The following is a 24,666-nucleotide window of genomic DNA, read 5'->3' on the forward strand; positions in this document are numbered from 1 at the left end:
CAGCGAACCGCTTCGTCGCGAGAGACGCTTCGGTCAGACGCCGACGACGGCCCGAAGCGCGAACAGCGCGTTCTCCTTTCGTTCACGGATCCGTCGGTAGAAGTACTGCATCCACTTATCGCCGTAGGGAACGTACTGGTTGACCTCGTACCCCTTCGCGGCGAGTTCGCGCTGGGCGTCCTCGCGGACCCCCATCAACATCTGGATCTCGAACGGCGTCCCGTACTCCTCGTGACAGTCGACCGCGACCTCGAGCATCGCCGGATCGTGACTCCCGACCGCGACGCCCTGATCGAACTCGCGGAACAGGAACTCGAGGTACTCCTCGTACGCGTCGTCGACGGCCGATTTCGAGTCGAGGGCGACCGACGACGGTTCGTCGTAGGCGCCCTTTACCAGACGGACGGCGGCGGGAACGTCGGCGAGGCGACGCAGATCGTCGCGGGTCCGCCTGAGGTTCGCCTGAATCGCGACGCCGACGCCGTGGGGATGGTCCCGGGCCGTCGCTTCGACGGCGTCGAGCGTCGTGTCGGTCGTCGTGTGGTCTTCCATGTCACACCAGACGAACACGTCCTCGGCCGCCGCCGTCTCGACGATCCGTTCGAAGTTCTCCGTGAAGACGTCCGGCCCGACGTCGATACCGATCTGGGACGGTTTGACCGAGACGCTGCCGTTCAGACCGCGGTCGGCCAGTTCGGAGACGAGATGACAGTACTCGTCGGCGTCCTCGGCCGCGGGTTCGGAATCGTGGTAATGCTCACCGAGGAGGTTCAGGATGCCACCCATACCCGCTTCGTTACACTCCGAGACGTGGTCCAGAGCGCCTGACACGGTGGTTCCGGCGACGAACCGGCTCGCGATCGGCGGTATCATACCGAACGACTGGCACGGAACGTCCCTAAATAGATACCCGACCAAAAGATTCGGTCGGTGGGACGGCGAATAAATCCGCGGCGCTCAGACGTCGTCGGGGTTGAGCAGTTTCGCTTCGGCCTTCCGGAGGTGTTCGAGCAGCGTCGTCTTCGAGACACCGAGTTCGTCCGCGAGTTCGCGCGTGCTGATCTCGCGGGGCCACGCGTAGTAGTTCCGCTCGCAAGCGAGTTCGAACGCGTCGCGCTGGCGCGGCGTGAGGAGGTCCGTCCGATCAGCGGCCCCCGACGAGCCGCCGTCGGGCGTGGCGACCCGACTGATCGAGATCTCCGCGTCCGTCTCCGCCCGGATGGCCTCGAGTCGACGCCGGATTTCCTCGCGGCCGCCGGCCACGAAGACCGGCCAGTGTTCGACGCCGCCCTCGACGCGCACCGACGCGTCGTGGATGAAACCGTGCGAGACGAGCGTATCGCTGATACTGTGTTCGGGCTCGTACTCGACGAACAGTTCGCGCGTCGCGTTCCCCGGGTTCGGTGCCGTGGTGGGTCGCTGTCCGAGTTCGACCGTCGAGTGCGTCAGCGGGGACTCGTCGGCGAACGCGACGAACTCGTCGAGCTGTGCCGTCGTGTCGGCGTAGACGGTAAAGTGACCCTTGACCGCCTCCTCGACGGTTCGATGGACGGTGTGGACGAGCAGGCCGGCGTCGACTGCCTCGGTCGCCTGCAGGCCCCAGCAGTCCGGATGCCAGATATCGAGCGTAAGTCGCGTCCCGTCGGCCGTCCCTGTCGTGGTCGTGGTCGAACTCGTGCTGCTCATGGATCGGTTCTACTCGAACAGTTCGCCGTGAGGACTATAAACATACTGAATACCGATACCACGGTCCGGTCGTGGACTCGCGTTGGCTCCGCACCGAACCGAAGGTCGAATCTGCGGGCCGCGTGGCGGTCGCCGTCGCCGATCGCCGCCGGGAACAGAGCCCGACCATGGGAGGCCGTGGTTATTCCGCCGTGATCCGTCGTTCATATCGTATGAGCCAGCAGACGACAGACCGACCCGACCGACACTACATCGACGGCGAATGGACGGACGGCGAGGGCGAGGAAACCTTCGAGAGCGAGAACCCGGCGACCGGCGAGACGCTGCGGACCGTCCACCGCGGAACGGAGGCCGACGTCGATCGCGCCCTCGAGGCCGCGGAGGCGGCACAGGAGGAGTGGCGCGACCTGTCGTACATCGACCGCGCGGAGTTCCTCTGGGACATCTACCACGAACTGCGCGAGCGGACGGACGAACTCGGCGAAATCGTCACCAAGGAGTGTGGCAAGGAGATCTCCGAGGGGAAAGCCGACGTCGTCGAGGCCGCACACATGGTCGAGTGGGCCGCGGGCAACGCCCGACACCCACACGGCGACGTGGTTCCCTCCGAGATCGGGAGCAAGGACGCGTACATGCGCCGCAAGCCCCGGGGCGTCGTCGGCTGTATTACGCCCTGGAACTTCCCGGTCGCGATCCCGTTCTGGCACATGGCCGTCTCGCTGGTCGAGGGCAACACCGTCGTCTGGAAGCCCGCCGAGCAGACCCCGTGGTGCGGTCAGATCATCGCCGAGATGTTCGAGGAGAGCGGAATTCCCGACGGCGTCTTCAATATGGTCCAGGGCTTCGGCGACGCCGGTGCCTCGATCGTCGACGATCCACGCGTCGACACCGTCCTCTTTACCGGTTCGGCCGAGGTCGGTCAGGAAGTCGCCAAGACCGTCGCCGAACAGCCCGGCAAGCTCGCGGCCTGCGAGATGGGCGGCAAGAACGCCGTCGTCATCAGCGACGAGGCCGACCTCGACACGGCCGTTCACTCGGCCGTTATGAGTTCGTTCAAGACCACCGGTCAGCGCTGCGTCTCGAGCGAACGCCTGATCGTCCACGAGGATATCTACGACGAGTTCAAGGAACGCTTCGTCGATATCGCCGAGAACATCGCGGTCGGTGACCCGCTGGCCGAAGACACGTTCATGGGGCCGCTCGTCGAAGCCGAACACAAGGAGAAGGTCCTCGAGTACAACGAACTCGCGCGAAGCGAAGACGTGAACGTCCTCGTCGACCGCGACGAACTGGACGACGCGGAGGTGCCCGACGGCCACGAGGACGGCCACTGGATCGGCCCGTTCGTCTACGAGGCCGACCCGGACGCCGACCTCCGGTGTACGCAAGAGGAGGTCTTCGGCCCCCACGTCGCGCTCATGAAGTACTCGGGCGACATCGAGGACGGCGTCGAGATCCACAACGACACCGACTACGGGCTCGCGGGAGCGATCATCTCCGAGGACTACCGCGAGATCAACTACTACCGCGACAACGCCGAAGTCGGACTCGCGTACGGGAACCTGCCGTGTATCGGCGCGGAGGTTCACCTGCCCTTCGGCGGCGTCAACAAGTCCGGGAACGGCTACCCGAGCGGTCGCGAAGTGATCGAGGCCGTCACCGAACGCACCGCCTGGACCCTGAACAACTCGAAAGACATCGAGATGGCACAGGGACTGTCCGCCGACATTACGACCGACGATGACTGAGACGAACTGTCCGCTCTGTGGACGACTGACCGACGACCCGGACGAGTGGTGTCGGCACTGCGGGTGGACGACCCACTGCGGCGCCGATTAGCGCCGGCCGATCGGGACACCGTCCGCACTCGGAACCGGCGCACGGGCCCGGCCGTGATCGGCGGCGGTGCGTTCGGAATACGTGAACGCCAGGGCGGCGATTCCGACCCAACGAGGTGAGCGACGGACGGAATCGACCGATCCGCGTGACTCCGCAACTTCCGTTCACTCCTTCCGAACGGACGGCTATCGACGGGAACCGTAGCCCGGCCGCCCATACCGTTCGAGCGGTCGTGGTAACAGAACCCATATATAGACGACAGTATGGATACGTCGAGCGCCGATTCGTCACCGTAAACCATCAAGAAATAAATCGCAGATTCGACGGACGTTACAGAAGCCGATTCACACATTCCGAACCCTTATGCACAGACGACACGACGACTTCGAACGATGACCGACGATCGCCCTCGACCGGTCAAGACGACACAAACGTCACTCGCGCTCGTTCGCGCGGTCCGCGACAGCGACGGTGCTACGCTGAGCGAACTGGCCGACCGCCTCGAACTGGCGAAAAGCACCGTCCACAATCACCTCCACACGCTGGTCGACGAGGGATTCCTCGTCCGGGACGGCGACACCTTCCACGTCGGCCTCCAGTTTCTCTCGTTCGGCGAACACGCACGCGGACGAAACCCGCTGTACGCGACGGCGCGCCGGCACGTCTACTCCATCGCCGAGACGACCGGGCACGAGGCCGACTTCATCGTCGAGGAGAACGGCCGCGCGTACTCCCTCGAGTACGCGATCGGAGAGTCGTCCCGACGAAGTCTGTCGGAATCCAGTCCGTTTCGGGCGGGTAACCGGTTCTACATGCACAACTGCGCCTCCGGAAAGGCCCTCCTGGCGTCGATGTCCGAATCGCAGGTCAACGAGATTCTCGAGCGCTGGGGGCTTCCGGCCACGACCGACCACACCATCACCGACGAGTCCGAACTGTTCGACGAACTCGAGGCGATCCGACATCGCGGATACGCAGTCAACGACGAGGAACTAATCGACGGCTATCGGTCCGTCGGCGCGGCCGTAACGGACCCCGACGGCGAGATCCTCGGAGCGTTCTCGGTCGGCGGACCGACCTATCGCATGGCTACCGACGAGTCCACGGCCGAGGAGTTGGCACAACTGCTTCGAGACGAGATCAGATCGCTCGAGTCCACGCTGTTTTGCTAATTCATTACATGCATATGTTTGTAATCTGAGTCGCGAACGCCGATCCCGGTCTCTTTCTCCGTTCCGAGCGGTGTAGCGGACCCCCTCACAGAATCAGTTCGTATTTCTACACAATAACGATATCTGAGTATTACATCATCGGCCAAATAGTATTGTGTATTTATTGATTAACCACCGGGGAGTTGGTGTGATACTGGAATCGTTTCGAGACTTGGGCCGTATCAATTTTGGTAAGGATCGTCGAGCCGGGAGCTTATTTCTCCCAATTTTATTTCGATACCACGCTTTTTAGGCAATAAAGTTGGGTATATAGCTAGTTCTAACGAGAATACTTTAGAGAAGTCGTTTCGCGATCAGAGACGAGTACGAACGCACTCAGCAGTTACTGTGATCGCGGCGATCCTATCATTCTAGTGGTGTTTTATACTTTTACCACTACTACCATCCGTCCAAAATATTGTTTATTTGGTAAGACAGATATTCAGTTAGTAGTCTGATAGCAGGAGATGGAGAGTCACTGTGTCACGACCGGTGGAATGGATACCGCCACTCGCGCCAACCGTAACGCGAAAGGCCGCTCGCTCGAACGGGAACACATGAGCGACGACGACGGTATCCAGCAGGCCAGCGACGTCGGTTCCAGCGACGCGCCCCCGGTCGAGGAGAAACCCTACAAAATCATCTTCGAGGCTAACAAGTGCTTCGGCGCGGGCAAGTGCGCCGAGGTCAGCGACAACTGGGAGATGTCGATCGCCTCCGGGATGGCCCAGCCCGAGGAGTACTTCTTCGGCGAGGAGGAACTGGACCACAACGTCCGCGCCGCGGAGGTCTGTCCGGCCAAGAAAGACGACGGCTGCATCCACGTCGTCGACCGCCGAACCGACGAGGAGATCGCGCCCGATCCCCACGGCGACGGCACGTTGAGCGTCGACTGGTAGGGACTCGAGCGGGCGCGAACATCGAAACGCACATTCCAGCGGGGCCACTACACTCGAACGCCCTTCTGTGCGAGGGTAGCCAAGCAGGCCAACGGCGGTGGGCTTAAGACCCGCTCCCGTAGGGGTCCCTGGGTTCAAATCCCAGCCCTCGCATACCGATTCGAACGCCATCGAGAGCCGTATGCGCGAACTACCCCTCGCGGCCGCTGCGGACAGACGTCGGACGGCTCGCTGAACCCGAACCGAGCGTAAGCGTTCTTGTAGTAGTGTTATATTCATGTATTTTAGATCTGTATGAATTGGCGAACGCTGCTGCGAACCGTCGGGATGGGGGCCGCGGCTTTCGGAACGTCCGCACTCGCGGGCTGTAGCGGGACGGACGGCAAGACGCCGGCCGAAAACGAAGCGGAATCGATCGCCGAGAGTGCGGTCGACGAACGCGCAATCGAGTCCCACGAACCGAGAGACGATGAGGACGGGTTCAGAGTTGTAGTAACCGTCCGCAACAACGGCGACCGGACGACGAACCTCGTCGAATACGGCTACGAGCTGGTACTGTACGATGCCGAGGGAACCGAACTCGCTAGGAGCGGGACGGGGAGGGAGACGACGAACGAGACGAAGGCGACACCGGGCGAGACGGCGACGATCGACGTCTCCGCGTTGTCCACCGATTATTCGCCGGCTATTGCCCGGTACGAAGTTTCACTGACCTGCCAGGGCGCGTTCGTCGACGGAGTCTACTGTCAGTCCTGACCGGTGAGTTTCGATCGGTCACGGAACCCGTGCGTTCGATCCGACGGAAACGGGTCCCTCGAGCGGCTTAGAACGGGGACTTTCGGGATTCGTGCTGGACCGAGATCCACTTCGTCGCCATTCCCTCGAGGCACCGTCCGCCGGTGTACCGACTCGAGCAGGGAGTAGCGATACGAGGTCCGGAGTTCGAATTCCGTCGGTCGCTCCGTTCACGTTGCGGTTGGAATCGCAGTCAGTTCGACGGCTCGTAGTGTTCCCGGTGGACGACCGTCTCGGTGTCTCCGCGGACGGCGGTCACGACGATCTGATCGCCGTCGGCGTTGAGCCGAACGTTCGCCCAGGTCCCCGCCCACGACGTCGACGGCTCGGTCTTGTCTTCACCGTAGAACTCGAACTCCGAGCCGGCGACGGTCGATTCGATACGGATCAGGTCGGCCTCGAGGCCGGGCGAGTCGGTGAGGTGGACGCGGGCGTAGTAGCCGGGTTCGGAGTCGGAGCCCTCGGGAGCGTCCACCGCGTCGACGCCCCACTCGATCCGCTCGACGACGTCGTCGTCGGTGTCGATGATCTCCGGCTCGAACGCCTCCTCGGGGTCTTCGGGCGTGTCGTCTCCGCTCTCGACCCAGAAGATCTTCCACTCGTCGCCCTCGGTCACGAGCGCGTAGACGCCGGGGCCGTCACCGGCGGCCGAACCGTCCAGTTCGGCGCGGACCAGCACGATCTCCTCGTCGTCGATCTCGGCCTCGAGGTCGGACTGCGCGAACCAGAACTCGGCACCCTCCAGCCCGCGGACGTCCGCGACGGAGCCGTCAGCAGTGACGGTTTCGGTCTCGAGAGCGTCGAGGTCGGCGGCGCCGCTCGATTCGAACTCCCACTCCGGATCGGTCAGCAGCCCCTGTAACGGGCTCGCGCTGTGGACGACCGCAGCCATCGCGTCGGGATCTTCGGCCTGAGCGGCCTCGAGGTACGTTTCGATGACCTCCCCGGGTCTCGGTTCGTTCTCGGGACCGGACTCGTCGCCGTCGGGATCCGGTTCGTCGTCGGAGTCGTCTTCAGCCGGGCCGTCGCTCAGACAGCCCGCGAGGAGGGACGACGCGCCGACGCCAGCGGTGACTAAATAGGTTCGGCGGTCCATGCTACAAGTTAGTTTGCTGATAGCACTGATAAGGATCACGGTTCCGAACCGACGCGAGCGGGACTGAGCGTCGCGTGTCTCGCTCGAGTCGGAAGCGGGCCAACTGGGGGCAGTCGAAGCCGCCGCCGGCCGCGGCTGTGCGGACCTTAGAACGGATACTCTCGGGACTCGTGCTGGATCGAGATCCACTTCGTCGTCGTCACTTCCTCGAGGATCTGCTCGCCGTTGTATCGGCCGATACCCGATTGTTTCATCCCGCCGAAGGGGACGTGTGGCTCGTCGTTGATCGGCTGGTCGTTGACGTGGATCATCCCCGTCTCGATCCCGTCCGCGATTTTCCGAGCCTGCTCGAGGTCCTCGCTGTGGACCGACCCCGAGAGGCCGTGGATCGTGTCGTTGGCCAGTTCGATCGCCTCGTCGTCGCTCGCGTAGGGGATCACGGGCGCGACGGGGCCGAAGTGTTCGTTACAGGCCGCGGCCATGTCGTTGTCGGCGTCGGAGAGGACCGTGGGTTCGACGACGAGTCCGTCGTGGTCGCCCCCGGTCTCGACGGTCGCGCCCGCCTCGGCCGATTCCTCGACGTACTCGAGGATCTGGTCGCGCTGGCTCTCGTCGATGATGGGACCGATGACGGTGTCGTCGTCGGTCGGGTCGCCGGTCGGCAGCGACGCGGCCCGGTCGGCCAGCGCGTCGACGTAGTCGTCGTAAACCGACTCGTGGATCAGATGGCGGTTGATCGAGATGCAGATCTGGCCCTGGTGGAGAAAGGAGCCGAAGACGCCGCCGTCGACGGCCCGCTCGAGGTCGGCCCCGCCGGTGACGACGTGGACGTTGTTCCCGCCGAGTTCCATGGCTGGCAGGGCACAGTTGCGCGCCGCCGCGGCGGCGACCCCCTGTCCGATCTCGGTCGAACCGGTGAAGGCGATGGTCCGGGGGATCTCGTGGCCGGCGACCGCGTCGCCGATCTCGGAGCCGCGGCCGGGGACGACGCTGAGGACCCCCTCGGGGACGCCCGCGGCTTCGAAGATCCGCGCGAGCAACAGCCCGCCCGTGATCGGCGTGTTCGAGGCGGGTTTGAGGACGACCGCGTTGCCGGCCGCGATCGCCGGCGCGACCGCCCGCATCGAGAGATGCAGCGGGAAGTTCCACGGCGAGATGACGCCGACGACGCCGACCGGCACTCGCTCGGCGACGTTCTCCTTGCCCGGCGTGATCGAGTCCGCGTGCTGGCCGGCCATCCGGAACGGGTAGCTGGCGGCCTGTTGCATCATCCCGATCGCGGTCTCCAATTCGGCCTCGGCTTTGACCCGCGTACTCCCCGACTCGCGGGCCAGGAGCTCAGCGATCTCCTCGCGGTGGTCCCCGACGAACTCGACGGCCGCGTCGATCGCGCCCGCGCGGGCCTGTGGCGGTTGCTGGGCCCACGCCTCCTGTGCCGACGCGGCGGTCTCGTAGGCCCGCTCGACGTCGTCCTCGGTCCCCGCCGGGACGGACGCGATCGCCTCGCGCGTGTAGGGGTTCTCGACGGTGATCGCATCGCGGTCGCCGGCGTCGGTCCAGTCGCCAGCGAGATAGAGCGATTCCCAGCCGTCCTCGGGTGCCAGTGGCAGGTCCGTCATGCGAGCAATGTAGCCCTCGAGCGGGGATAAGTAACGGACGCGCACGCGCAACGAGCGGCCGACCCTGGCTGCGCCGTCAGACGGACCGCTGTCAGTCAGTGCCGGCGCGACCGCGAGCCGTCCTGCGGTCGCACCGGGAAACAGTTCCAACAGACCGTATCAGGAGCGCCGTCGCGGCAGCAACACCGCGAGCGGGGCGTAGATCGCCAGCCCGATCACGGCCGTCGCGAGGGTCCCGAGCAGGACGTTCTCGTTGACGAACCGCCACGCGAGCAGCAGGATCCCCGCCGGCGGGAGCGCGAGCCCGGCCGCCGTGCGGTGGAACCGACGGAGCCGGTCGCCGACGGGTTCCGGCGTCATCTCGACGTCACTGGGGTCGTCGTCCGCCACGAGGGCGGGAAAAGAGAGGTACGTCCCGAGCCCCACTACGAGCCCGACGAACGCACCGAAGACCGGTTGCCCGAACAGTACGAACCCGAGATAACCGAACACCGGCAGCTCGAGGACGCCGATGCCGGCACCGATCAACTCGGGCGAGCGTCCGCCGTCGTCGGTCGGACCCGACCGCCCGTCACGAGAGTCGTTCATATCTGTGCCGACTCACTACAGCCGTATTACCGTTTTCTGTCACTCGCCGTCCGCCTCGCTCTCGGCGAGGTCCGCCGCGCGCAACTGTTCGCTGGCCTCGCGGACCTCCCGCATGACACTCGAGATGCGTTCCTCGGCCTCGAGTTCCTCCTCGACCGAGAGGTCGACGCCCTCGACCTCGAGGAGGAACTTGGCGACCTCGGTAGCCTCGTACATCACGTCGTCGAGTTCCTCGGCGGTGAAGAAGTCACACATCGCGCCGTAGAGAAAGGTCGCGCCGGCGGTCCGGACCTTCTCCTCGAAGGAGGCTCTGGCCTGATTGACCGCCTGTGGCGAGTAGGTGTCGGTCATGAAGGGGACGAGTTCGGGCAGGTTCTCGCCGATTTTGGTCATCTCGACGCCGGTCTCGGTCCGGAAGTCCGAACAGAGCCGCGCGATGGCCCACTCGCGAGCGGTGATGTAGGTGCGGTCCCGGAGGAACTCGTTGACCCGGTCGTACTGCGCGCCGTCCATCTTTTTGAAGCGTGCGTACTTCTGTACGTCCTCGGGGACGCCGTCGTCCTGCGGGTCGGGATCCGGCACCCCCGGCATCGAGCCGCCGTCGCTGTCCTCGTCTGCCGCCCCAGCGGGTTCGGGGTCGCGGTCCGACGCGGCGTCGTCGCCCTCGAATCGAGACGCGTCCAGTCCGTCCTCGTCCATACCCGCGTATTACCAGCTATCCGAGATAAGGGTTGTTCTCGAGCCGACCGGCTCGAGGGCGGCGCGATCGACCCCCGTCGTCGACTCCGGCGGGCCGTGGGTCGGCGACGACGGCCGGCCGGCGGACCCGCAACTCGGCCCGTAAACACTTTTCCCGCCAGCCGGAGTTCGACCGGATTTAAGTCCGTGAGGGGCATGCGGTAGTATATGTCACAGACGCCAGTCGTAGTCAAGGCAGTACGGACGCCACAGGGCAAAGAAGACGGCGTGTACGCCGACGTACGCAGCGAGGACCTCTCGGTGCCGCTGATCGACGAGATCCTGGCCGAAACCGGCCTCTCCGGCGAGGAAATCGACGACCTGATGTGGGGCTGTGCCCAGCAGCGCGAGGAGCAGGACAACAACCTCGCCCGCGTCATCGCCTTGCTCTCCGAGCTGGGCGAGTCGGTTCCGGCGACGACGATCAACCGCTGGTGTGCCTCCTCGATGCAGTCGGTCATCTCCGCCTCCGACGCCATCGCGGCCGGCAACCGAGACGCCATCATCGCCGGCGGCGTCGAGAGCATGAGCCGCGTCGCGATGGGCGAAAGCTACGGCCACATCCACCCGAAGATCTCCGAACTGTACGACCTCGGGGACCTCCAGATGGGGATGACCGCCGAGAAAGTCGCCGAGGAGTACGGCGTCAGCCGCGAGGAGCAAGACGAGTACGCCGCCCGCAGCCAGCAACGCGCCACCGAGGCGACCGAAGAGGGTCGCTTCGACGACGAGATCGTCCCGATCGAAACCGAGGACGGCACCGTCGAGGAAGACGAGGGCATCCGACCGGGCACGACCCCCGAGAAACTCGCCGAGCTCCCCACCGTCTTCAAGGAGGACGGCACCGTCACGCCCGGTAACGCCTCCCAGATCTCCGACGGCGCGGCCGCCCTGCTGGTCACCAGCGAGGCCTTCGCCGAGGAACACGACCTCGAGATCATGGCCGAGGTCGGCCGGAACAACGTCGCCGGCGTCGACCCGACCGTCATGGGGATCGGCCCGGTGCCCGCGACGCGGGGCCTGCTCGAGCGAAACGGCCGCGACATCGACGAGTACGACCTCGTGGAACTCAACGAGGCCTTCGCGAGCCAGTCGCTGTACTCCCGCGACGAACTCGGCATCGACCCCGAGATCTTCAACGTCAACGGCGGGGCGATCGCGCTGGGCCACCCGCTGGGGGCCTCGGGCGCGCGCCTGCCCGTTACCCTGATCCACGAACTCCAGAAGCGCGGCGGCGGCCTCGGGCTGGCGACGCTGTGTGTCGGCTTCGGGCAGGGCGCAGCGATCGAGTTCGACGTCAACTAAGCAGCGGGAACTGGACGTTTTGGTCCAGATTTTGCGAGGCCGACGCGGTAGTGTCGGCCGAGACAAACGGTGCTCGCGTCAGGGCGCGGCGATCGAGTTCGACGTCAACTATAGTAGCCGCTGAAACGATTCACACACTGATCGCAGCGCTGTCGTACGATTAGGTGTGCAATGACTTTCAGCGGCTCCGATAACAGCACTCCTATCATCTCACTGCCACCCGTCCTCGAGCCACCGTCAGTTAGCGGGCCTTTAGTAGTCCCGAGTCCGTAGGCCGCGTATGCGCATCGGCCTCCTCGCGATCATCGTCGGCATCCCGCTGGCCTGGCACCTCGGGCTCACCGCACTCGCCTACTGGGACGCCGGTCGGGTGGGTCTCGAGCCCCAGTGGAAGTGGGCGGCGATCACCTTCGGCATCCCGCTGATCGGGTTTTTCATCTACATCTTCGAGCGCAGCGAACTCTCCTACGACCCCGAAAGCGACCCCTATCGGGGACACAACGTCAACATCCACCCCTCGCGAGCCGACGACACGTCGCTGCCGTCACGCGGTGACGACCGCCTCGAGCCGGATCTCGAGGAAACCGACGACGAGTAGCGGACTGGGTCGTGGCTTCAAGCCGCTGGGCGGTGAACACACAGGGGATGTCCGACCACGGCACGGTCGCTCTCGTCCCCAGCGTCCACTTCTCGCCGGCCCATTGCAGGCGGGTCCGCGAACGGATCCGCGCGGTCGAGCCGGACCTCGTGGCCGTCGAACGGGCCACGACGTCGTCGCAGTCGTCGGCGCGGGCCACCACGACGGGGTCGAACGACGGCTCGCGACGCTCGAGGACGATCGCAACGCCGCCGAACGGCCGGGTCGGTCCCGGTCAGAACGCCCGCACGGACGGTCACGCGAATTCCGGTCGAGTGAGCGGCCCCGATTCGCTCGTGGCGACCGGGAGAAGGGAGTCGCGATCAGTCGTCGGCCGGTGCTGCGCTGCTCCCGCCGACTTTGGTGTCGGGGACGGTGCCGTCGTCGTTCCAGCCGCGCTCGGCGTAGTACTCCTCGAGGCCTTGTTCGAAGTCGGGCAGTTCGTAGGGCAGCCGATCGTCACCGCGGTCGAAGCCGCGCTGGTTGTTGAAGTGCCGTTCCATGGCGACGACCTCGCCGCCGAGGGCGAGCAGGTCGTCGTAGTCGGCGTCGAGCAGCGTCTCGATGCGCTCCTCGGTCAGGAAGTCCCGGGAGAACTTACAGAAAATCGCGCTATCCTTGACGGCGTTTAGGTTCTCGAGTTCGACGAGTTTGGGCGGCTTGCCCTCGAGGCCCTCCTTCTGGAACGCGTCTTCCTCGCCGACCAGCGGGTACTCGTAGGGGTAGAACTCGGCGTACATGTGGTCGGCGCCGCGGTTCGAGGTGGCGAAGGCGAGTCCCTGTCCGTTCAGCGTGCGGCCGTCGTGGGCGGCAAATTCCATGCCCTTGACCGACCAGTTCTCGACGCCGAGGTCGTCGTGGATCCGGTCGACGCCCTCCGCGAGCGTGTCGCCGACGCCCTCGCGGCGGGCGATCTGCTCGACGAGGTCGTGGATGAGATCGACGTTACCGAACTCGTCTTCGCTCTTGAGGTAGGCCGCGATGGTGTCGCCCGTCGAGATGGTGTCGAGGCCGTAGACGTCACACAGCTTGTTCGATTTCATCACGTCGACGATGTCGTCGACGCCCGAGTTCGAGCCGAAGGCCATCAGCGTCTCGAACTCGGGCCCTTCCGTCTCGAGGCCCGATTCCTCGTCGCGGGTCGGCAGCTTGCAGGCGAAGGCACACGACGAGCAGGTGCCTTTCTTGTATTTCTTCTCCTCGACGCGGTCGCCGCTGATCCCCTCGATCCCCTCGAAGGAGAGGTCCTCGAAGTAGTAGCTCGAGAGGGCCTCGACCATGTTGGCGTACTCGGCGACCGAGGTGGTCCCCTGTGCCTTCATCGGGTGATCGGCCTGGGCCGCCTCGCCGTGGATCTCCATCTGAACGGCCGGGATCTCGACCTCGCGGGTCGAGTCGCCGTCGAAGGTGATCGCCTTGACGTTCTTCGAGCCAAGCACCGCGCCGAGCCCGCCGCGGCCGAAGGCTCGCTCCTCCGAGGTCATGACCGAGGCAAAGCGAACCTCGTTCTCGCCGGCCGGCCCGATGACGGCGGTGTGTTCCGGCCCGAGGTCGTGTTCGTCCTCGAGATACTCGCAGGTCTCGGGGACGGTCGCCCCCTCGAGGTCGGGGACGGCCTCGAACTCGACGCCGTCGTCGGTGACGTGGACGACGACGAGGTCGTCGCTCGCGCCGGTGATCTCGACGGCGCTGTAGCCGGTCCCCGTGAAGTTCCGCGAGACGAACCCGCCGGCGTTCGAGGACAGCAGCCCGTCGGTCAGCGGCGAGACGGTCGTCGCCGACGTCCGCCCGGTGAAGCTCATCGTCGAGTGCTGGAGTGGCCCGGTCGCGAAGAACAGTCGGTTGTCCGGCCCCAGCGGATCGACGTCGAACGGGAGCCGCTCGTGGGCGAGTTTCGTTCCGAGCGCCCGACCGCCGACGTAGGACTCGAGGACGTCGTCGATGTCCTCGGTCTCGGCGGTTCGCTCCCCGACGTCGATCGAACACAGCGGTCCCCGTACGTGTTTCATAGTACCACAGTGATGGATGCGGCCGCAAAACGGTATCGGTTTTTCGGGCGGGATTCGGCGACGGGCCGGCCGAGTTGGGCCGCGTTCGGTCCGGCGGGCAGTCGGGTCGGATCGGCGGTATTTACCCGCGGCGTCTGCGCCCGGTCCGTTCCAGCCGGACGAACCGCTCGCGGGCGCGACCATCGACGACGTCTACGAGCGACTCGAGACGCTCGAGGAGACGGTCGATACGGCCGACGAGCGGACGGAAGTGCGACGAACGATGCGACTGCTCAGCCGGCTTTCACACGACTCGAGGGGCGGGAAAGCCAGTACCAAATTCACCCGGAAGGACAAGGCCGAAGCGTTCGTCGGCAGCGTCGTCATCGGGCTCCCGATGTTGTAGTCGCCACCGAAAGTCATTGCACACCCGATCGCACGACGGCTGTGCGATCGGTGTGTAAATCGGTTCAGTTGTTACGTAACGTCCGCGAGAGGCCGGGTGTTAGACCGGCCTCCCATACTGATCGATCGTCTCCTGAACGGCCTCGGTGCGGCCGATGAGCGTGATGTGATCCCCCGCCCGCAGTTCGACGTCGGGAGTCGGCACTTCGCTGGTCCCGTCCCGGCTCACGAGCGCGACGAGGACGCCGTTCGGGAGTTCGTCCCCGACGTCGACGATCCGCCGCCCGACGAGGTCCCCGTCGGTGATCTCGATCTCCTGGACGTCGCCGGAGCGACCGAGTTCGGACATCCAGTCCGAGAGCGCGGGCCGCTCGATCCGGTTGTCGATCGCCCACGCGGTCGACTCGGCCGCCGAGATCGTCTGGACGCCGAGGTCCTCGAACGCCGACGCGTTCGACGGGTTGTTCGCCCGAGCGATTACGGTCTCGACGTCGAAGTTCGATTTCGTGAGCTGGGCCACGAGGAGGTTCGCATCGTCGTCGCCGGTCGCCGCGACGACCGTCTTGGCGTTGTCCACGCCCGCCTCGCGTAACACCTCGGTGTCGGTGCCGTCGCCTTCGCGGGCGGTGAACCCGTCGTTCCGAAGCTCCTCGAGGACCGTCTTGTCCGCCTCGATCAGCACCACGTTTTCGCCGCGCGCTTCGAGTCGTTCTGCCAGCGAGCGACCGACGCGGCCGCCGCCGATGATGAGTACACGCATGGGTATCACGTCGAGTGTCTCCGCGATCTGTCGAGCCAGGCCGCCCTCGAGGACGACCGTCACGAGGATGACGAGAAAGACCGTCCCCACGAGCAGGTCCGCACCGGCCGGGTTCGTCGGCGCTGCGTCGGTCTGCAGTCGGATCGCAAACAGCGTCGCGACCGAGGCTGGAATGATCCCCCGCGGGCCGACGGCGCTCATAAAGAGCCGCTCTCTGAACGTAAACTGGCCGCCCCGCGTCGAGAGAAAGACCAGGAACGGCCGCAGAACGAGCATGATGATCACTACGACGGCCACGCCGCCGAACCCGAGCGCGAACAACTGATCAAACTCGAGCAGTGCCGCGAGGGTGATGAAAACAAAAGAGAGGACCAGCAGGGTGATATCGCCTTTGAACGCCTCGATCTCCTCCTCGTAGGGGAGGTTGGCGTTGCCCAGGATCAGGCCGGCCGTCGCTGCGGCCGCGACGCCCGCCTCGGCGAAGACGTAATCGGCCGTCCCGAAGGCGATGATCGCCCCCGCTACCGTCAGCAATCGCGCGTTTCGCGGCGCGTCGTCGGGCGAGATATCGACGTACTGTAACACCGCCCAGACGACCGCGGCGACGACGACACCGACGAGCAGCCCCGTACCGAGCCGCTCGGCGAACAGTTGCAGGTAGACGTCCGCGTGGATCTGCCTGATGGTCATCGACTTGAACAGCACGACCGCGAGGATCGCCGCCGTCACGTCGTTGACGATTCCCTCGGTCTCGAGGGTCGCCGCGACCCGGTCGCGGACGGGGACGACCTTCAGGATCGGCGTGATGACCGTCGGCCCCGTCGCGATCAAGAGTGCGCCGATCAACAGCGCGATGTCCCAGTTCGCCCCGAGGAAAAGGCGGACCGCGCCGGCAGTTCCCAGAAAGGCGATCGCCGCACCGCTCGTCGTCAATCGGATCACGGCTGCCGGCGCTTCCCGGATCTTCTCGGCTTTGAGGTGGAACGCCCCCTCGAAGACGATGATGGCCACAGAGAGTCCGACGATCGTCGAGAGTCCGCTCTCGCCGAAAGAGTCGATGGTCAACACGCCGAGCCCCTCCGGGCCGATCGCGACACCCGCGGCGATGAGAAAGAGGACGCTCGGCACCCGGAACCGCGCCGACAACAACTGCGAGACGACGCCGAGGCCGACGATCACGGCGACCAGGACGAGAAGATCGCCGCTCGCCTCCGCACCCGTCATCGTCGGACTCGCGGCTCCGTGGCCGATCGCCGTGCCGGTACTACTCGCCCGTCCATTCGGTTCGAACGAAACGGTCCACTCGGTTAACTCCTGTGAGAAACCCGACGGACGGCCGGGCCGATCCCGTGGTCGCGTCGACCGCGACCGGGTGAGAACGAACGCGGAGGCGAACCGATCAGGCGTCCTCGTAGATCCGGTCGACTCGGTCCTCGAACCGCTCGAGGATGACCCGTCGCTTCTTTTTCATCGTCGGGGTGAGCATGTCGTTTTCCTCGGTGAACTCCTGGGGTACGAGTTCGAACTGCTTGATCGTCTCGTGTTTCTCGAAGTTCTCGTTGACGCGGTCGACCTCTTCTTGAATGTGGGCGCGGACCCGCTCGTCGTCACACATCGCCTGCGGGTCGTCGGGCAGGTCGATCCCCTCCGCGTCGGCCCACTCGCGGACGTGGGTCGTGTTCGGCACGAGGAGGGCACCGATGAACTTCTCGCCGTCGCCGACGACCATCGCCTGCTCGACGACCTCGCTGGCCGCGAAGGCGTCCTCGAGCGGGCCGGGGGCGACGTTTTTCCCCGTCGAGAGGACGATGATCTGCTTGACGCGATCGCGGAACTCGAGGTAGCCGTCGGGACGCAGGTGGATGATATCGCCGGTTCGGAACCAGCGCTCGCCATCCTCGTCCTCGACGAACGCGCCCTCGGTCGCGCCGGGCTTGTTCCAGTAGCCCTGCGTGACGTTGGGACCCTTGACGAGGAGTTCGCCGACCTCACCGGCGTCGTCCGTGAAGGCCTCCTGATCGGCGACGGTCTCGTCGACCGTCACGTCGACGTTGTACAGCGTGGGACCGATCGTGCCGATCTTCGCCTCCTCCGGCGGGTTCGTCGAGACGATAGGTGCGGTTTCGGTCAGCCCGTAGCCCTCGAAGATCGGCAGCCCCATCGCGTGATAGAGCCGACACAACTCCGGCGAGAGGCTCCCGCCGCCGCTGATCAGGATCTCGATGTTCCCGCCCAGCGCGTCCCGAACCGTCGAGAAGACGAGTTTGTCGGCCAGGGTTTGCTTGGCTTTCAGGATCGGCCCCGGCGACTCCGTCCGCTGGTACTCGACGCCGACGTCGGTGGCCCACTCGAAGATCCGGCGGGAGACGCTCGAGTCGCTGGCCTCCTCGCGGATCGCGTCGTAGATCTTCTCGTAGACCCGGGGAACGCTCGTGGCCGTCGTCGGACCGACGGTGCTGAAGTCCTCCTGCAGCGTGTCCGGGCTCTCGGCGTAGGCGATACAGGTGCCGCCCGCGAAGAGGGCAAAGTGGCCCGCCGTTCGCTCGAAGACGTGAGCCAGTGGCAGGTACGACATCGCCACCGACTCCTCGTTCAACACCGGTACGTCGTCGTCTTTGTCCGGCCGCGGGCCGAACCGCTTCCGGGAGGCGTTGACGTTCGAGCGGAAGTTCCAGTGGGTCAACTGGACGCCCTTTGGCTTGCCCGTCGTTCCGCTGGTGTAGATCAGACTCGCCAGATCGTCGAGGTCGATCGCGTCGATGCGCTCCTCGTAGGCCGCGAGGTCGAAGGCGTCCTCGCCGCGGTCGTAGACCTCGCCCAGCGTCAGCACGTCGTCGCGATCGTCGTAGCCGTCGACCTCGTCGATGGTGACGATAAATTCGAGGTCGAGGTCGTCCTCGACTTCGAGGACGTTCTCGAGCAGTTCCTCGTTCTCGACGACGACGCCGTCGGCGTCGGGATCGTCGAGCAGGTACTCGACCTGGTCGGGCGAGGAACTGGTATAAACCGTCGTGACGGCTGCGCCAGCAGACAGCAGGGCGAAATCCGTCTGGGCCCACTCCATGCGCGTGTTCGAGAAGATCCCGATCCGGTCGCCCGCCTCGACGCCCAGTTCGCGAAAGCCGGCCGAGAGGTTGCGAACGATATCGCGCATCTCGGCGTAGGAGAGCGTCCGGAACTCGCCGGGCGTCGCGGCGGGGACGACGTCGTCCGTCAGCGACCGATCGTAGATGCCGCCCTTGTACTGTTGGGCCGGCCGGTTCGTGTAGCGGTCGGCCGCGTTCTCGAACATCCGCGCGAGATTCGTCTCGCCGATGACCTCGTCCTCGTACTCTCGTTCCGCGTCCCGCCAGTTCATATGTGTGTGAGAGTTGCTCCCGTGCGATAAAACGTGATGAAACTTGTTGCATCCATCGCTGCGTTTACGACGGCCCGGCGAACGCGGACAGTAACGGAACCGAACGTCGCTCTCGAGTCGCGGTCGATCGACCGGTGAGACGGATTGCTGTACCGATATCCCGGCGCAACCGCGACTAGGGCGGCGGTTACGCCGGCAGTGACTGACAGTAAACCGTACGACGGTCGGGTCAACGGTCACTCCCGGTGGTCGAGATAACCGAGAACGCCGCGCGTGTTCAGTTTCGCCTCCTCGCTGGCTTTCTCCCTGCCCCAGACGTCGGCCAGTTCGGCCTCGTCGGCGAAGTACTCGAGGACCGCCTCGTCGTCGCCGAGTTCGCGGCGTTTGTCGGCGACCCGGTCGGCCCACTCCTCGAGGACGGCCGCGTACTCGTCGAGGGCCCGGTCGGCGTCGTCGCCGACGTATCGGGGGCCGAAGTGCGGGTACAGCAAGACGTCGGGGTCGAGGTCCTGCAGCGTCTCGACGTCGGCGAGACACTGCTCGAGGTCGAAGTTCGAGGGCGGCGAGGTCGGCCTGATTCGTTCGACGTCGGGGACCCAGATGCCGGCGGCGTCGGCGACGAAGACCGCGTCGTTTGTGGGATCTTCGTAGACGACCTGGTGGGGCGCGTGGCCGGGGGCCGCGTGGGCGCGGAGTTCGTGTGTCCCGAGATCGATGCTGTCGCCGCCCTCGATCGCGACGACCCGGTCCTCGGGGACGGACTCGGGTTCGACGTAATGTTCCCACTGGTCGCCGACGGCCGCCTTGGTTCCCGCGATCAGCCGGGAGGGATCAGCGATGTGATCCGCTCCCAGCGAGGGGACGTAGACGTCGGCGTTCGGGTAGTCTTCGGCGAGAAAGCCGGCCCCGCCGGCGTGATCGAGGTGGACGTGCGTCAGCGCGATGGCCGCGAGGTCCTCGCGATCGATGCCGACCTCGGCGAGTGCCTCGCGAAGCAGGTCGTAATTCGTGCCGATCCCCGTGTCGACGACCGCCGGACGGTCGTCGTCGAGGATGTAAACGGCACCGTAGCCGCTCGTTCCGTACATTCCCGTATCGAGGTAGTAGAGGTCCGAACAGTCGCCGGCGGTAACCTCGCGGACGTCTCCGATTGCCATATCGAAAAACCGTCATCGGACCCGATAAAAGCTCGCGTCGCGGCGACCCCGGGCCGAGAGCCGATACAGATTTGACACCGCGTTCTCTTGCACAGCGTACATGGTCCGTCCCGTCCGCGAACCGACACCGTCTCCGGAGCCGACATGAACCACGACGCGCCGTACTCGAGGCGGCTCCTCGCCCCATCGTCGTGGCTCGAGCGGTCGTCGCTGCCCCACCTCATCAGCGCGTTCGGCGGGCTCTCGATCGCCGGCCTCGTCGGCTGGTGGCTCGCCTTCGCGGACGGACTCGGCGCGACGGCCTACCTGACCAGCCTGCTCTCGATCGGCGTCCCCGCCGTCGGACTGGGCTGGGGCGGCCACAGGCTCGTGGAAAGCGATATCGACGAGAGCCGGTACGCCCGGATCTGCAAGTGGTGTTTCGGCGGCGCGGTCGGCTTTCTGGCGGTCAACATGCTGTCGATCGTCTTCTTTCCCGCCGACTCGCTGGCGGCCAACTCCACCTGGGCCCACTTCGCGCTCAACACGGGTGCCGTCGGCGGGTTCGCCGTCGGCTACGTCGAAGCGCGGGCCATCCAGCGGGAGGTCCAAGCCACGGCCGCCACGGTCCGCGCCCGACAACTCGAGGACGAACGGGAGCTGCTTGCGTATCTGAACGATCTGTTGCGACACGAGGTCCTCAACTCCTCGCAGATCATCGGGGGCCACGCGACGCTCCTGCGGGCGGAGTGTGATCGCGAGGACGTCCACGACCGCCTCGAGACGATCGAACGCGAGAGCGACGACCTCGTCGGCGTCATCGAGGACGTCCGGGCGATGCTGGACGCGAATCGGGGGCCACAGAACGGGGCCGCGGTCGATCTCGTCGCGGTACTCGGGGCGCAACTGGCCGAGTGTCGCGCCCGGTTCGACGGCGCCGACATCGAGGCCGATCTGCCGGAAACCGCCCGCGTCAGGGCCAACGAAGGCGTCGAGTGGATCTTCAAGAATCTCCTCGAGAACGCGATCGAACACAACGAGGGCACGGCCCGCGTTCGGGTCACCGCCGAGACGACGCCGGAAACCGTCGTCGTCAGGGTCACCGACGACGGCCCGGGGATCGCCGAAGCCGACAGGGAAACGCTGTTCGAACGCAGATCGACCAACCACGGGCTCGGGCTCTACCTCTCACGGATCCTCGCGAACAGGTACGGGGGCAGCGTCGAACTCCGCGAGACCGGCCCGGACGGCAGCGTCTTTGCGGTGACCTTACGGCGGGCGGCGGCCGCGAGGGACGCGGCCGAACGGTCACCGTAGCGGGAACCGCCGCGTCACCCGTCGGCCGACTCCTTCCACTCGCCGATCCCCGAGGGGTCGAGGTGGACGTGCGCGTCGCCGACATCCTCGAGTCCCCGCAGACGATCGACCAGTTCCGACTCGATGTCGTGGGCCTCCCGGAACGGCATGTCGCCGTCGACCTCGGCGTGGACCTCGACCTCGAGGACGGTACCGTCGTAGAAGACCGTCAGGTCGTGGACGCCCTCGACGGCCGGGTGGCGACGGAGAGCGGCCGTGATCTCGCCCCGTTTCTCCGGCCCGGGGGCGGCACCGATCAGGTAGTCGACGTTTTCCCGGCCGATCTCGACGCCCTGATAGACGACGAGCAGGCTGACGAGTCCGCCGGCGATCGGGTCGAGAATCGGATAGTTCACCAGGACGCCGAGGACGCCGACGATGGCGGCGACCGAGGTGTAGATGTCGTTCAGACAGTCCTTCGCGAGCGCGGTGAGGGCAGTCGACTGGAGGCGATCGTTGATCCGAACGGTGTAGCGATAGACCAGGTACATGTCGGCGATCGAGAAGCCAAGCGCCGCGAGCAACAGGACGCTGAACTCGATATCGGGACCCGCCACGAGTCCCTCGAGGGATCGGTAGAGCAGGTTCAGCCCGAGGAGGGCGACCACCGAACCGACGAAAAGCGCCGTCAGCGGCTCGATCCGGTCGTGGCCGTGCGGATGGGTCGTGTCCGGCTCGTCGAAGGAACTCCGTCCCCAGACGAGGACGACGACGCTGGCGACCAGGTCCGCCACCGAGTGGGCCGCGTCCGCGAGCAGGGCGACGCTGCCGAAGGCCAGCCCCGCGCTCCCCTCGGCGACGATCTTGACGACGTTGCCGAGGACGTTCGCCCACGACGCTCGCGCGAACGCCGTCCGGCTACCGTCCGCGGGGACGTCTCCGGCCATGGCTCGGTTTAGAGCCAGTCTAACCTTGGGTCTTTCCCTCCCCGCTCGACGCGACGTGACGGCGTTCGCAACGTTCATTTCGCGCCTGTGCGAACGGCGTCGTATCCGGGCGATGGGGCCCGCCTGACCCAACTGCCGACCGCTGTCCCGACGGCGAACGGTCACGCTACGGGCGACGGTCGGCTGACGGTCCCTGCCACCACCAGCCATGGCAGACCCACATCCCCTCGTTCGACTCGAGGCGCTCGCGTTGATCGCGATCGGCGGCTTCGCCGGCTCGAACCTGCGGTTCTTCGCGATGGGGTTGCTCCCGGACGTAGCGTCGATCGTCCTCGTCAACGCGGTCGCCAGTGCGGTCCTCGCCGTCGTCGTCTACGAGGCCGAGGCTGCCGGCCGGCTGTCGTCGCGGGCGCGACTCGTCCTCACGACCGGCTTCCTCTCCTCGCTGTCGACCTACAGCACGTTCGCGTTACAGGCCGCGCTCGCGTCGTCGCCGCTCGCCCTGTTTGGCGTCGTCGCCGCCAACTACGGCCTCGGCCTGGTCGGGGTGCTGGCGGGCCGCGCGCTCGCGCGTCGCCTCGACGGTCCCCGACCCGTCGGTGGTGAGACGACGTGAGCGCGACGTTGCCCGTCACGTCGCTGCTCGAGGCGCTCGCCCGCGCGGCCGCCACCGTCGACCCCGAGCCGGCCCACGTCGTCGGCACCGGCGGTGCGATCGGCGCAGTCTGTCGGTACTGGGTCGGCCAGTGGGTCTCGAGCCGACTCGAGCGCGAGCGGTTCCCGGTGGCGACGGTCGTCGTCAACGTCCTCGGGAGCTTCGCCCTCGGGCTGGTCGTCTTCGCGGGCGCGAGCGAGTCGACGCTGCAACTCGTCGCGACCGGAATCTGTGGCTCGTTCACGACGTTTTCCTCGTTTTCCGTCGAGACCCTCCGGCTGTACGAACGCGGCGACCGCACCCTCGCGATCGGCAACGCCGCGATCAGTCTCGCCGGGTCGCTCGCCGCGATCGGCCTCGCGTGGGGGCTCGTTGCCGCCCTCTGAGGCGCGTCCGGCTCCGACGTCGCGCCGGCCCGAGACACGTTAGCGATCGCTCAGATGTGACACATAAACCCACGGTTTCTCGCGATCCGCTCGGGTTCGACCCGTGGTAGGTATATGTCCGGCCTGCGTTAGACGACGCTATGGCGGCTCGCCAAGACGCGTGGCGCATCTACCGCGAGGCACTGCCGATCCTCGTGGTCAGCCTCGCCGGCGGGGTCTTCGCCGGCTCAGTCCTCGGCTCGGACGGGATGACCGCGGGGTTCGAGCGGTTTCCCGGCCTCCTGCTGTTGCTCCCCGCCTTCCTCGCGACCCGGGGGAACGTCTACGGCGCGCTCGGGGCACGCATCTCGAGCGGCCTCCATCAGGGGATGATCGATCCGGAGTTCTCGTGGGACCGACGGCTCGTCAACGCCGTCGCCGCCTCCTTTATTAACGGCATCGGCATCTCGGTGTTCATCGGCGTCCTCTCGTGGGGAATCCTGCAGGTCCTGGGTCGCGAGTCCGCCCGACTCGTCGAACTCGTCGGCATCATGCTGGTCTCGGGCGTGTTGACCTCGTTCACGCTGATTTTCGGCATGCTGACACTGGTGTTTGCCAGCTACGAGTACGGGCTCGACCCCGACAACCTGATCGGGCCGATCGTCACCACGCTCGGCGACATCTTCGGCGTCGTCTTCCTGTTCGTCGCGATCACCGTCGTCGGGGTGATCTTCTGATGGCCGCGACCGATCCCGACGACCCGTCCGACACCTGGTCGATCCGCAGCATCGTCGCCACGATGTTTCCCATCCTGATCGCGCTCTCGATCCTCGAGATGGGGTCGGGCTACGTCCTCGAGGAACTCGAGGAGACCTATCTCGCGAACCCCACCCTGCTCGTGCTGGTCCCCGTGATGATCGGCATGGGCGGCAACCTCGGCGCGATCCTCTCCTCGCGGCTCTCGACGCGGCTCCACCTGGGCCTGCTCGAGTTCGATCCCCGCGACGAGGTGCTGTGGACGAACGTGGCGGCGATCCTCGGGCTCGCGGCGACGATCTTCACCGCGCTGGGGATCGTCGCCTGGCTCGTCGGCCAGTTCATCGCCGAACCGATGGCGCTGCTCGATCTCATGCTCATCTCGGTCGTCAGCGGCATGGTGCTGGCCGGTCTCGCGATCGTCCTCAGCGTTCTCGCGACCTACGTCTCCTACACACAGGGGCTGGATCCCGACGACACGACGATTCCGGTCGTCACGAACGTCTGTGACATCCTCGGCGTGATCGTCCTCTCGGGGGTCGCGATCGTCGTCCTGAACTGAGTGCCCGGACCCCGACGGCGCGACC

Annotated in this window: 22 protein-coding genes, 1 tRNA gene and 1 pseudogene; 13 read left to right on the top strand and 11 right to left on the bottom strand. The window is 65.8% G+C overall.

The genetic code is table 11. The annotated features are described in order from the left end of the window. Nucleotides 1-33 precede the first annotated feature (33 nt). Both A6E15_RS15035 and A6E15_RS15040 read right to left on the bottom strand, forming a co-directional pair. Nucleotides 34-873 (bottom strand): proline dehydrogenase family protein, encoded by an 840-nt coding sequence (locus tag A6E15_RS15035; protein WP_076147389.1) that lies wholly within the window; start codon nt 871-873, stop codon nt 34-36. 84 nt (nt 874-957) lie between these two features. After that, complete coding sequence (locus A6E15_RS15040; protein ID WP_076147391.1) at nt 958-1,686, bottom strand: helix-turn-helix domain-containing protein; 729 nt, start codon at nt 1,684-1,686, stop codon at nt 958-960. A gap of 212 nt (nt 1,687-1,898) precedes the next feature. Between A6E15_RS15040 and A6E15_RS15045 the strand changes: the two genes are divergently transcribed. The 5 genes from A6E15_RS15045 to A6E15_RS15065 all read left to right on the top strand — a co-directional run bounded on the left by A6E15_RS15045 (nt 1,899) and on the right by A6E15_RS15065 (nt 6,391). Further along, a complete protein-coding gene (locus A6E15_RS15045) occupies nt 1,899-3,434 on the top strand; it encodes an aldehyde dehydrogenase family protein (RefSeq protein ID WP_076147393.1) in 1,536 nt (511 codons plus the stop codon). 483 nt (nt 3,435-3,917) lie between these two features. Next, nucleotides 3,918-4,697, top strand: a complete 780-nt coding sequence (locus A6E15_RS15050) for an IclR family transcriptional regulator (RefSeq protein ID WP_076147394.1) — start codon at nt 3,918-3,920, stop codon at nt 4,695-4,697. Between the two features lie 596 nt (nt 4,698-5,293). Beyond that, nucleotides 5,294-5,635, top strand: coding sequence for a ferredoxin (locus tag A6E15_RS15055; protein WP_076148386.1), 342 nt, complete (start codon nt 5,294-5,296; stop codon nt 5,633-5,635). 69 nt (nt 5,636-5,704) lie between these two features. Then, nucleotides 5,705-5,788 (top strand) — tRNA-Leu (locus tag A6E15_RS15060). 141 nt (nt 5,789-5,929) lie between these two features. Further along, complete coding sequence (locus A6E15_RS15065; protein ID WP_139326608.1) at nt 5,930-6,391, top strand: hypothetical protein; 462 nt, start codon at nt 5,930-5,932, stop codon at nt 6,389-6,391. Between the two features lie 232 nt (nt 6,392-6,623). Here A6E15_RS15065 and A6E15_RS15070 read toward each other — a convergent pair whose 3' ends face one another. The 4 genes from A6E15_RS15070 to A6E15_RS15085 form a co-directional block, all read right to left on the bottom strand. Next, entirely contained in the window at nt 6,624-7,526 is a 903-nt protein-coding gene (locus A6E15_RS15070) for a hypothetical protein (protein WP_076147398.1), read from the bottom strand. Between the two features lie 146 nt (nt 7,527-7,672). Further along, complete coding sequence (locus A6E15_RS15075; RefSeq protein ID WP_076147400.1) at nt 7,673-9,145, bottom strand: aldehyde dehydrogenase family protein; 1,473 nt, start codon at nt 9,143-9,145, stop codon at nt 7,673-7,675. A 159-nt stretch (nt 9,146-9,304) separates the two neighbouring features. Continuing rightward, nucleotides 9,305-9,733 (bottom strand): hypothetical protein, encoded by a 429-nt coding sequence (locus A6E15_RS15080; protein ID WP_076147402.1) that lies wholly within the window; start codon nt 9,731-9,733, stop codon nt 9,305-9,307. Nucleotides 9,734-9,772: 39 nt separating this feature from the next. Beyond that, the gene (locus A6E15_RS15085; protein ID WP_076147404.1) at nt 9,773-10,432 is read right to left on the bottom strand and encodes a DUF5806 family protein; all 660 of its coding nucleotides are present in this window, start codon (nt 10,430-10,432) and stop codon (nt 9,773-9,775) included. A 207-nt stretch (nt 10,433-10,639) separates the two neighbouring features. On the opposite strand from A6E15_RS15085, the gene A6E15_RS15095 reads away from it, so the two are divergent. Together A6E15_RS15095 and A6E15_RS15100 are read left to right on the top strand one after the other, a co-directional pair. Further along, nucleotides 10,640-11,776, top strand: coding sequence for a thiolase family protein (locus tag A6E15_RS15095; protein WP_076147405.1), 1,137 nt, complete (start codon nt 10,640-10,642; stop codon nt 11,774-11,776). A gap of 280 nt (nt 11,777-12,056) precedes the next feature. Beyond that, nucleotides 12,057-12,374, top strand: coding sequence for a hypothetical protein (locus A6E15_RS15100; protein WP_076147407.1), 318 nt, complete (start codon nt 12,057-12,059; stop codon nt 12,372-12,374). Between the two features lie 362 nt (nt 12,375-12,736). Here the strand turns inward: A6E15_RS15100 and A6E15_RS15105 are convergent, their stop codons facing one another. Next, complete coding sequence (locus A6E15_RS15105) at nt 12,737-14,422, bottom strand: aldehyde ferredoxin oxidoreductase family protein (RefSeq protein ID WP_076147408.1); 1,686 nt, start codon at nt 14,420-14,422, stop codon at nt 12,737-12,739. Between the two features lie 181 nt (nt 14,423-14,603). Between A6E15_RS15105 and A6E15_RS15110 the strand changes: the two are divergent. Next, nucleotides 14,604-14,804, top strand: a pseudogene (locus tag A6E15_RS15110) (DUF2391 domain-containing protein); the annotation flags it as partial. A gap of 102 nt (nt 14,805-14,906) precedes the next feature. On the opposite strand, the gene A6E15_RS15115 reads toward A6E15_RS15110, so the two are convergent. The 3 genes from A6E15_RS15115 to A6E15_RS15125 form a co-directional block, all read right to left on the bottom strand. Further along, nucleotides 14,907-16,790 carry a cation:proton antiporter domain-containing protein gene (locus A6E15_RS15115; protein WP_076147410.1) on the bottom strand — a complete coding sequence of 628 codons (1,884 nt, stop codon included), beginning with the start codon at nt 16,788-16,790 and terminating at the stop codon, nt 14,907-14,909. 175 nt (nt 16,791-16,965) lie between these two features. After that, nucleotides 16,966-18,924 carry an AMP-dependent synthetase/ligase gene (locus A6E15_RS15120; protein ID WP_076147411.1) on the bottom strand — a complete coding sequence of 653 codons (1,959 nt, stop codon included), beginning with the start codon at nt 18,922-18,924 and terminating at the stop codon, nt 16,966-16,968. Nucleotides 18,925-19,160: 236 nt separating this feature from the next. Continuing rightward, the gene (locus A6E15_RS15125; protein ID WP_076147413.1) at nt 19,161-20,081 is read right to left on the bottom strand and encodes an MBL fold metallo-hydrolase; all 921 of its coding nucleotides are present in this window, start codon (nt 20,079-20,081) and stop codon (nt 19,161-19,163) included. A gap of 144 nt (nt 20,082-20,225) precedes the next feature. Between A6E15_RS15125 and A6E15_RS15130 the strand changes: the two genes are divergently transcribed. Then, on the top strand, nt 20,226-21,377 hold the full coding sequence (locus tag A6E15_RS15130; RefSeq protein ID WP_076147415.1) for an ATP-binding protein: 1,152 nt from the start codon (nt 20,226-20,228) through the stop codon (nt 21,375-21,377). A gap of 14 nt (nt 21,378-21,391) precedes the next feature. Here the strand turns inward: A6E15_RS15130 and A6E15_RS15135 are convergent, their stop codons facing one another. Next, nucleotides 21,392-22,303, bottom strand: a complete 912-nt coding sequence (locus A6E15_RS15135; protein ID WP_076147416.1) for a cation diffusion facilitator family transporter — start codon at nt 22,301-22,303, stop codon at nt 21,392-21,394. 208 nt (nt 22,304-22,511) lie between these two features. Between A6E15_RS15135 and A6E15_RS15140 the strand changes: the two genes are divergently transcribed. From A6E15_RS15140 to A6E15_RS15155, 4 genes are all read left to right on the top strand, one after another. Next, nucleotides 22,512-22,919: a fluoride efflux transporter FluC gene (locus A6E15_RS15140; protein ID WP_076147418.1), complete on the top strand. Its 408-nt coding sequence runs from the start codon at nt 22,512-22,514 to the stop codon at nt 22,917-22,919. Then, nucleotides 22,916-23,344, top strand: a complete 429-nt coding sequence (crcB, locus tag A6E15_RS15145) for a fluoride efflux transporter CrcB (RefSeq protein ID WP_139326609.1) — start codon at nt 22,916-22,918, stop codon at nt 23,342-23,344. Before A6E15_RS15140 ends, crcB begins: the two co-directional genes overlap by 4 nt. A gap of 140 nt (nt 23,345-23,484) precedes the next feature. Further along, a complete protein-coding gene (locus A6E15_RS15150; protein WP_076147419.1) occupies nt 23,485-24,060 on the top strand; it encodes a magnesium transporter in 576 nt (191 codons plus the stop codon). Further along, a complete protein-coding gene (locus A6E15_RS15155; RefSeq protein ID WP_076147421.1) occupies nt 24,060-24,641 on the top strand; it encodes a magnesium transporter in 582 nt (193 codons plus the stop codon). Before A6E15_RS15150 ends, A6E15_RS15155 begins: the two co-directional genes overlap by 1 nt. The last annotated feature ends 25 nt before the right edge of the window (nt 24,642-24,666 follow it).

The organism is Natrinema saccharevitans, from assembly GCF_001953745.1.
Classification (GTDB): Archaea; Halobacteriota; Halobacteria; order Halobacteriales; family Natrialbaceae; genus Natrinema; species Natrinema saccharevitans.

What these genes read in the sequence shown, in the direction of transcription:
- A6E15_RS15035 (WP_076147389.1), bottom strand. Translation starts at nt 873, where the DNA reads ATGATACCGCCGATCGCGAGCCGGTTCGTCGCCGGAACCACCGTGTCA.
- A6E15_RS15040 (WP_076147391.1), bottom strand. Translation starts at nt 1,686, where the DNA reads ATGAGCAGCACGAGTTCGACCACGACCACGACAGGGACGGCCGACGGG.
- A6E15_RS15045 (WP_076147393.1), top strand. Translation starts at nt 1,899, where the DNA reads ATGAGCCAGCAGACGACAGACCGACCCGACCGACACTACATCGACGGC.
- A6E15_RS15050 (WP_076147394.1), top strand. Translation starts at nt 3,918, where the DNA reads ATGACCGACGATCGCCCTCGACCGGTCAAGACGACACAAACGTCACTC.
- A6E15_RS15055 (WP_076148386.1), top strand. Translation starts at nt 5,294, where the DNA reads ATGAGCGACGACGACGGTATCCAGCAGGCCAGCGACGTCGGTTCCAGC.
- A6E15_RS15065 (WP_139326608.1), top strand. Translation starts at nt 5,930, where the DNA reads ATGAATTGGCGAACGCTGCTGCGAACCGTCGGGATGGGGGCCGCGGCT.
- A6E15_RS15070 (WP_076147398.1), bottom strand. Translation starts at nt 7,526, where the DNA reads ATGGACCGCCGAACCTATTTAGTCACCGCTGGCGTCGGCGCGTCGTCC.
- A6E15_RS15075 (WP_076147400.1), bottom strand. Translation starts at nt 9,145, where the DNA reads ATGACGGACCTGCCACTGGCACCCGAGGACGGCTGGGAATCGCTCTAT.
- A6E15_RS15080 (WP_076147402.1), bottom strand. Translation starts at nt 9,733, where the DNA reads ATGAACGACTCTCGTGACGGGCGGTCGGGTCCGACCGACGACGGCGGA.
- A6E15_RS15085 (WP_076147404.1), bottom strand. Translation starts at nt 10,432, where the DNA reads ATGGACGAGGACGGACTGGACGCGTCTCGATTCGAGGGCGACGACGCC.
- A6E15_RS15095 (WP_076147405.1), top strand. Translation starts at nt 10,640, where the DNA reads ATGTCACAGACGCCAGTCGTAGTCAAGGCAGTACGGACGCCACAGGGC.
- A6E15_RS15100 (WP_076147407.1), top strand. Translation starts at nt 12,057, where the DNA reads ATGCGCATCGGCCTCCTCGCGATCATCGTCGGCATCCCGCTGGCCTGG.
- A6E15_RS15105 (WP_076147408.1), bottom strand. Translation starts at nt 14,422, where the DNA reads ATGAAACACGTACGGGGACCGCTGTGTTCGATCGACGTCGGGGAGCGA.
- A6E15_RS15115 (WP_076147410.1), bottom strand. Translation starts at nt 16,790, where the DNA reads ATGACGGGTGCGGAGGCGAGCGGCGATCTTCTCGTCCTGGTCGCCGTG.
- A6E15_RS15120 (WP_076147411.1), bottom strand. Translation starts at nt 18,924, where the DNA reads ATGAACTGGCGGGACGCGGAACGAGAGTACGAGGACGAGGTCATCGGC.
- A6E15_RS15125 (WP_076147413.1), bottom strand. Translation starts at nt 20,081, where the DNA reads ATGGCAATCGGAGACGTCCGCGAGGTTACCGCCGGCGACTGTTCGGAC.
- A6E15_RS15130 (WP_076147415.1), top strand. Translation starts at nt 20,226, where the DNA reads ATGAACCACGACGCGCCGTACTCGAGGCGGCTCCTCGCCCCATCGTCG.
- A6E15_RS15135 (WP_076147416.1), bottom strand. Translation starts at nt 22,303, where the DNA reads ATGGCCGGAGACGTCCCCGCGGACGGTAGCCGGACGGCGTTCGCGCGA.
- A6E15_RS15140 (WP_076147418.1), top strand. Translation starts at nt 22,512, where the DNA reads ATGGCAGACCCACATCCCCTCGTTCGACTCGAGGCGCTCGCGTTGATC.
- A6E15_RS15150 (WP_076147419.1), top strand. Translation starts at nt 23,485, where the DNA reads ATGGCGGCTCGCCAAGACGCGTGGCGCATCTACCGCGAGGCACTGCCG.
- A6E15_RS15155 (WP_076147421.1), top strand. Translation starts at nt 24,060, where the DNA reads ATGGCCGCGACCGATCCCGACGACCCGTCCGACACCTGGTCGATCCGC.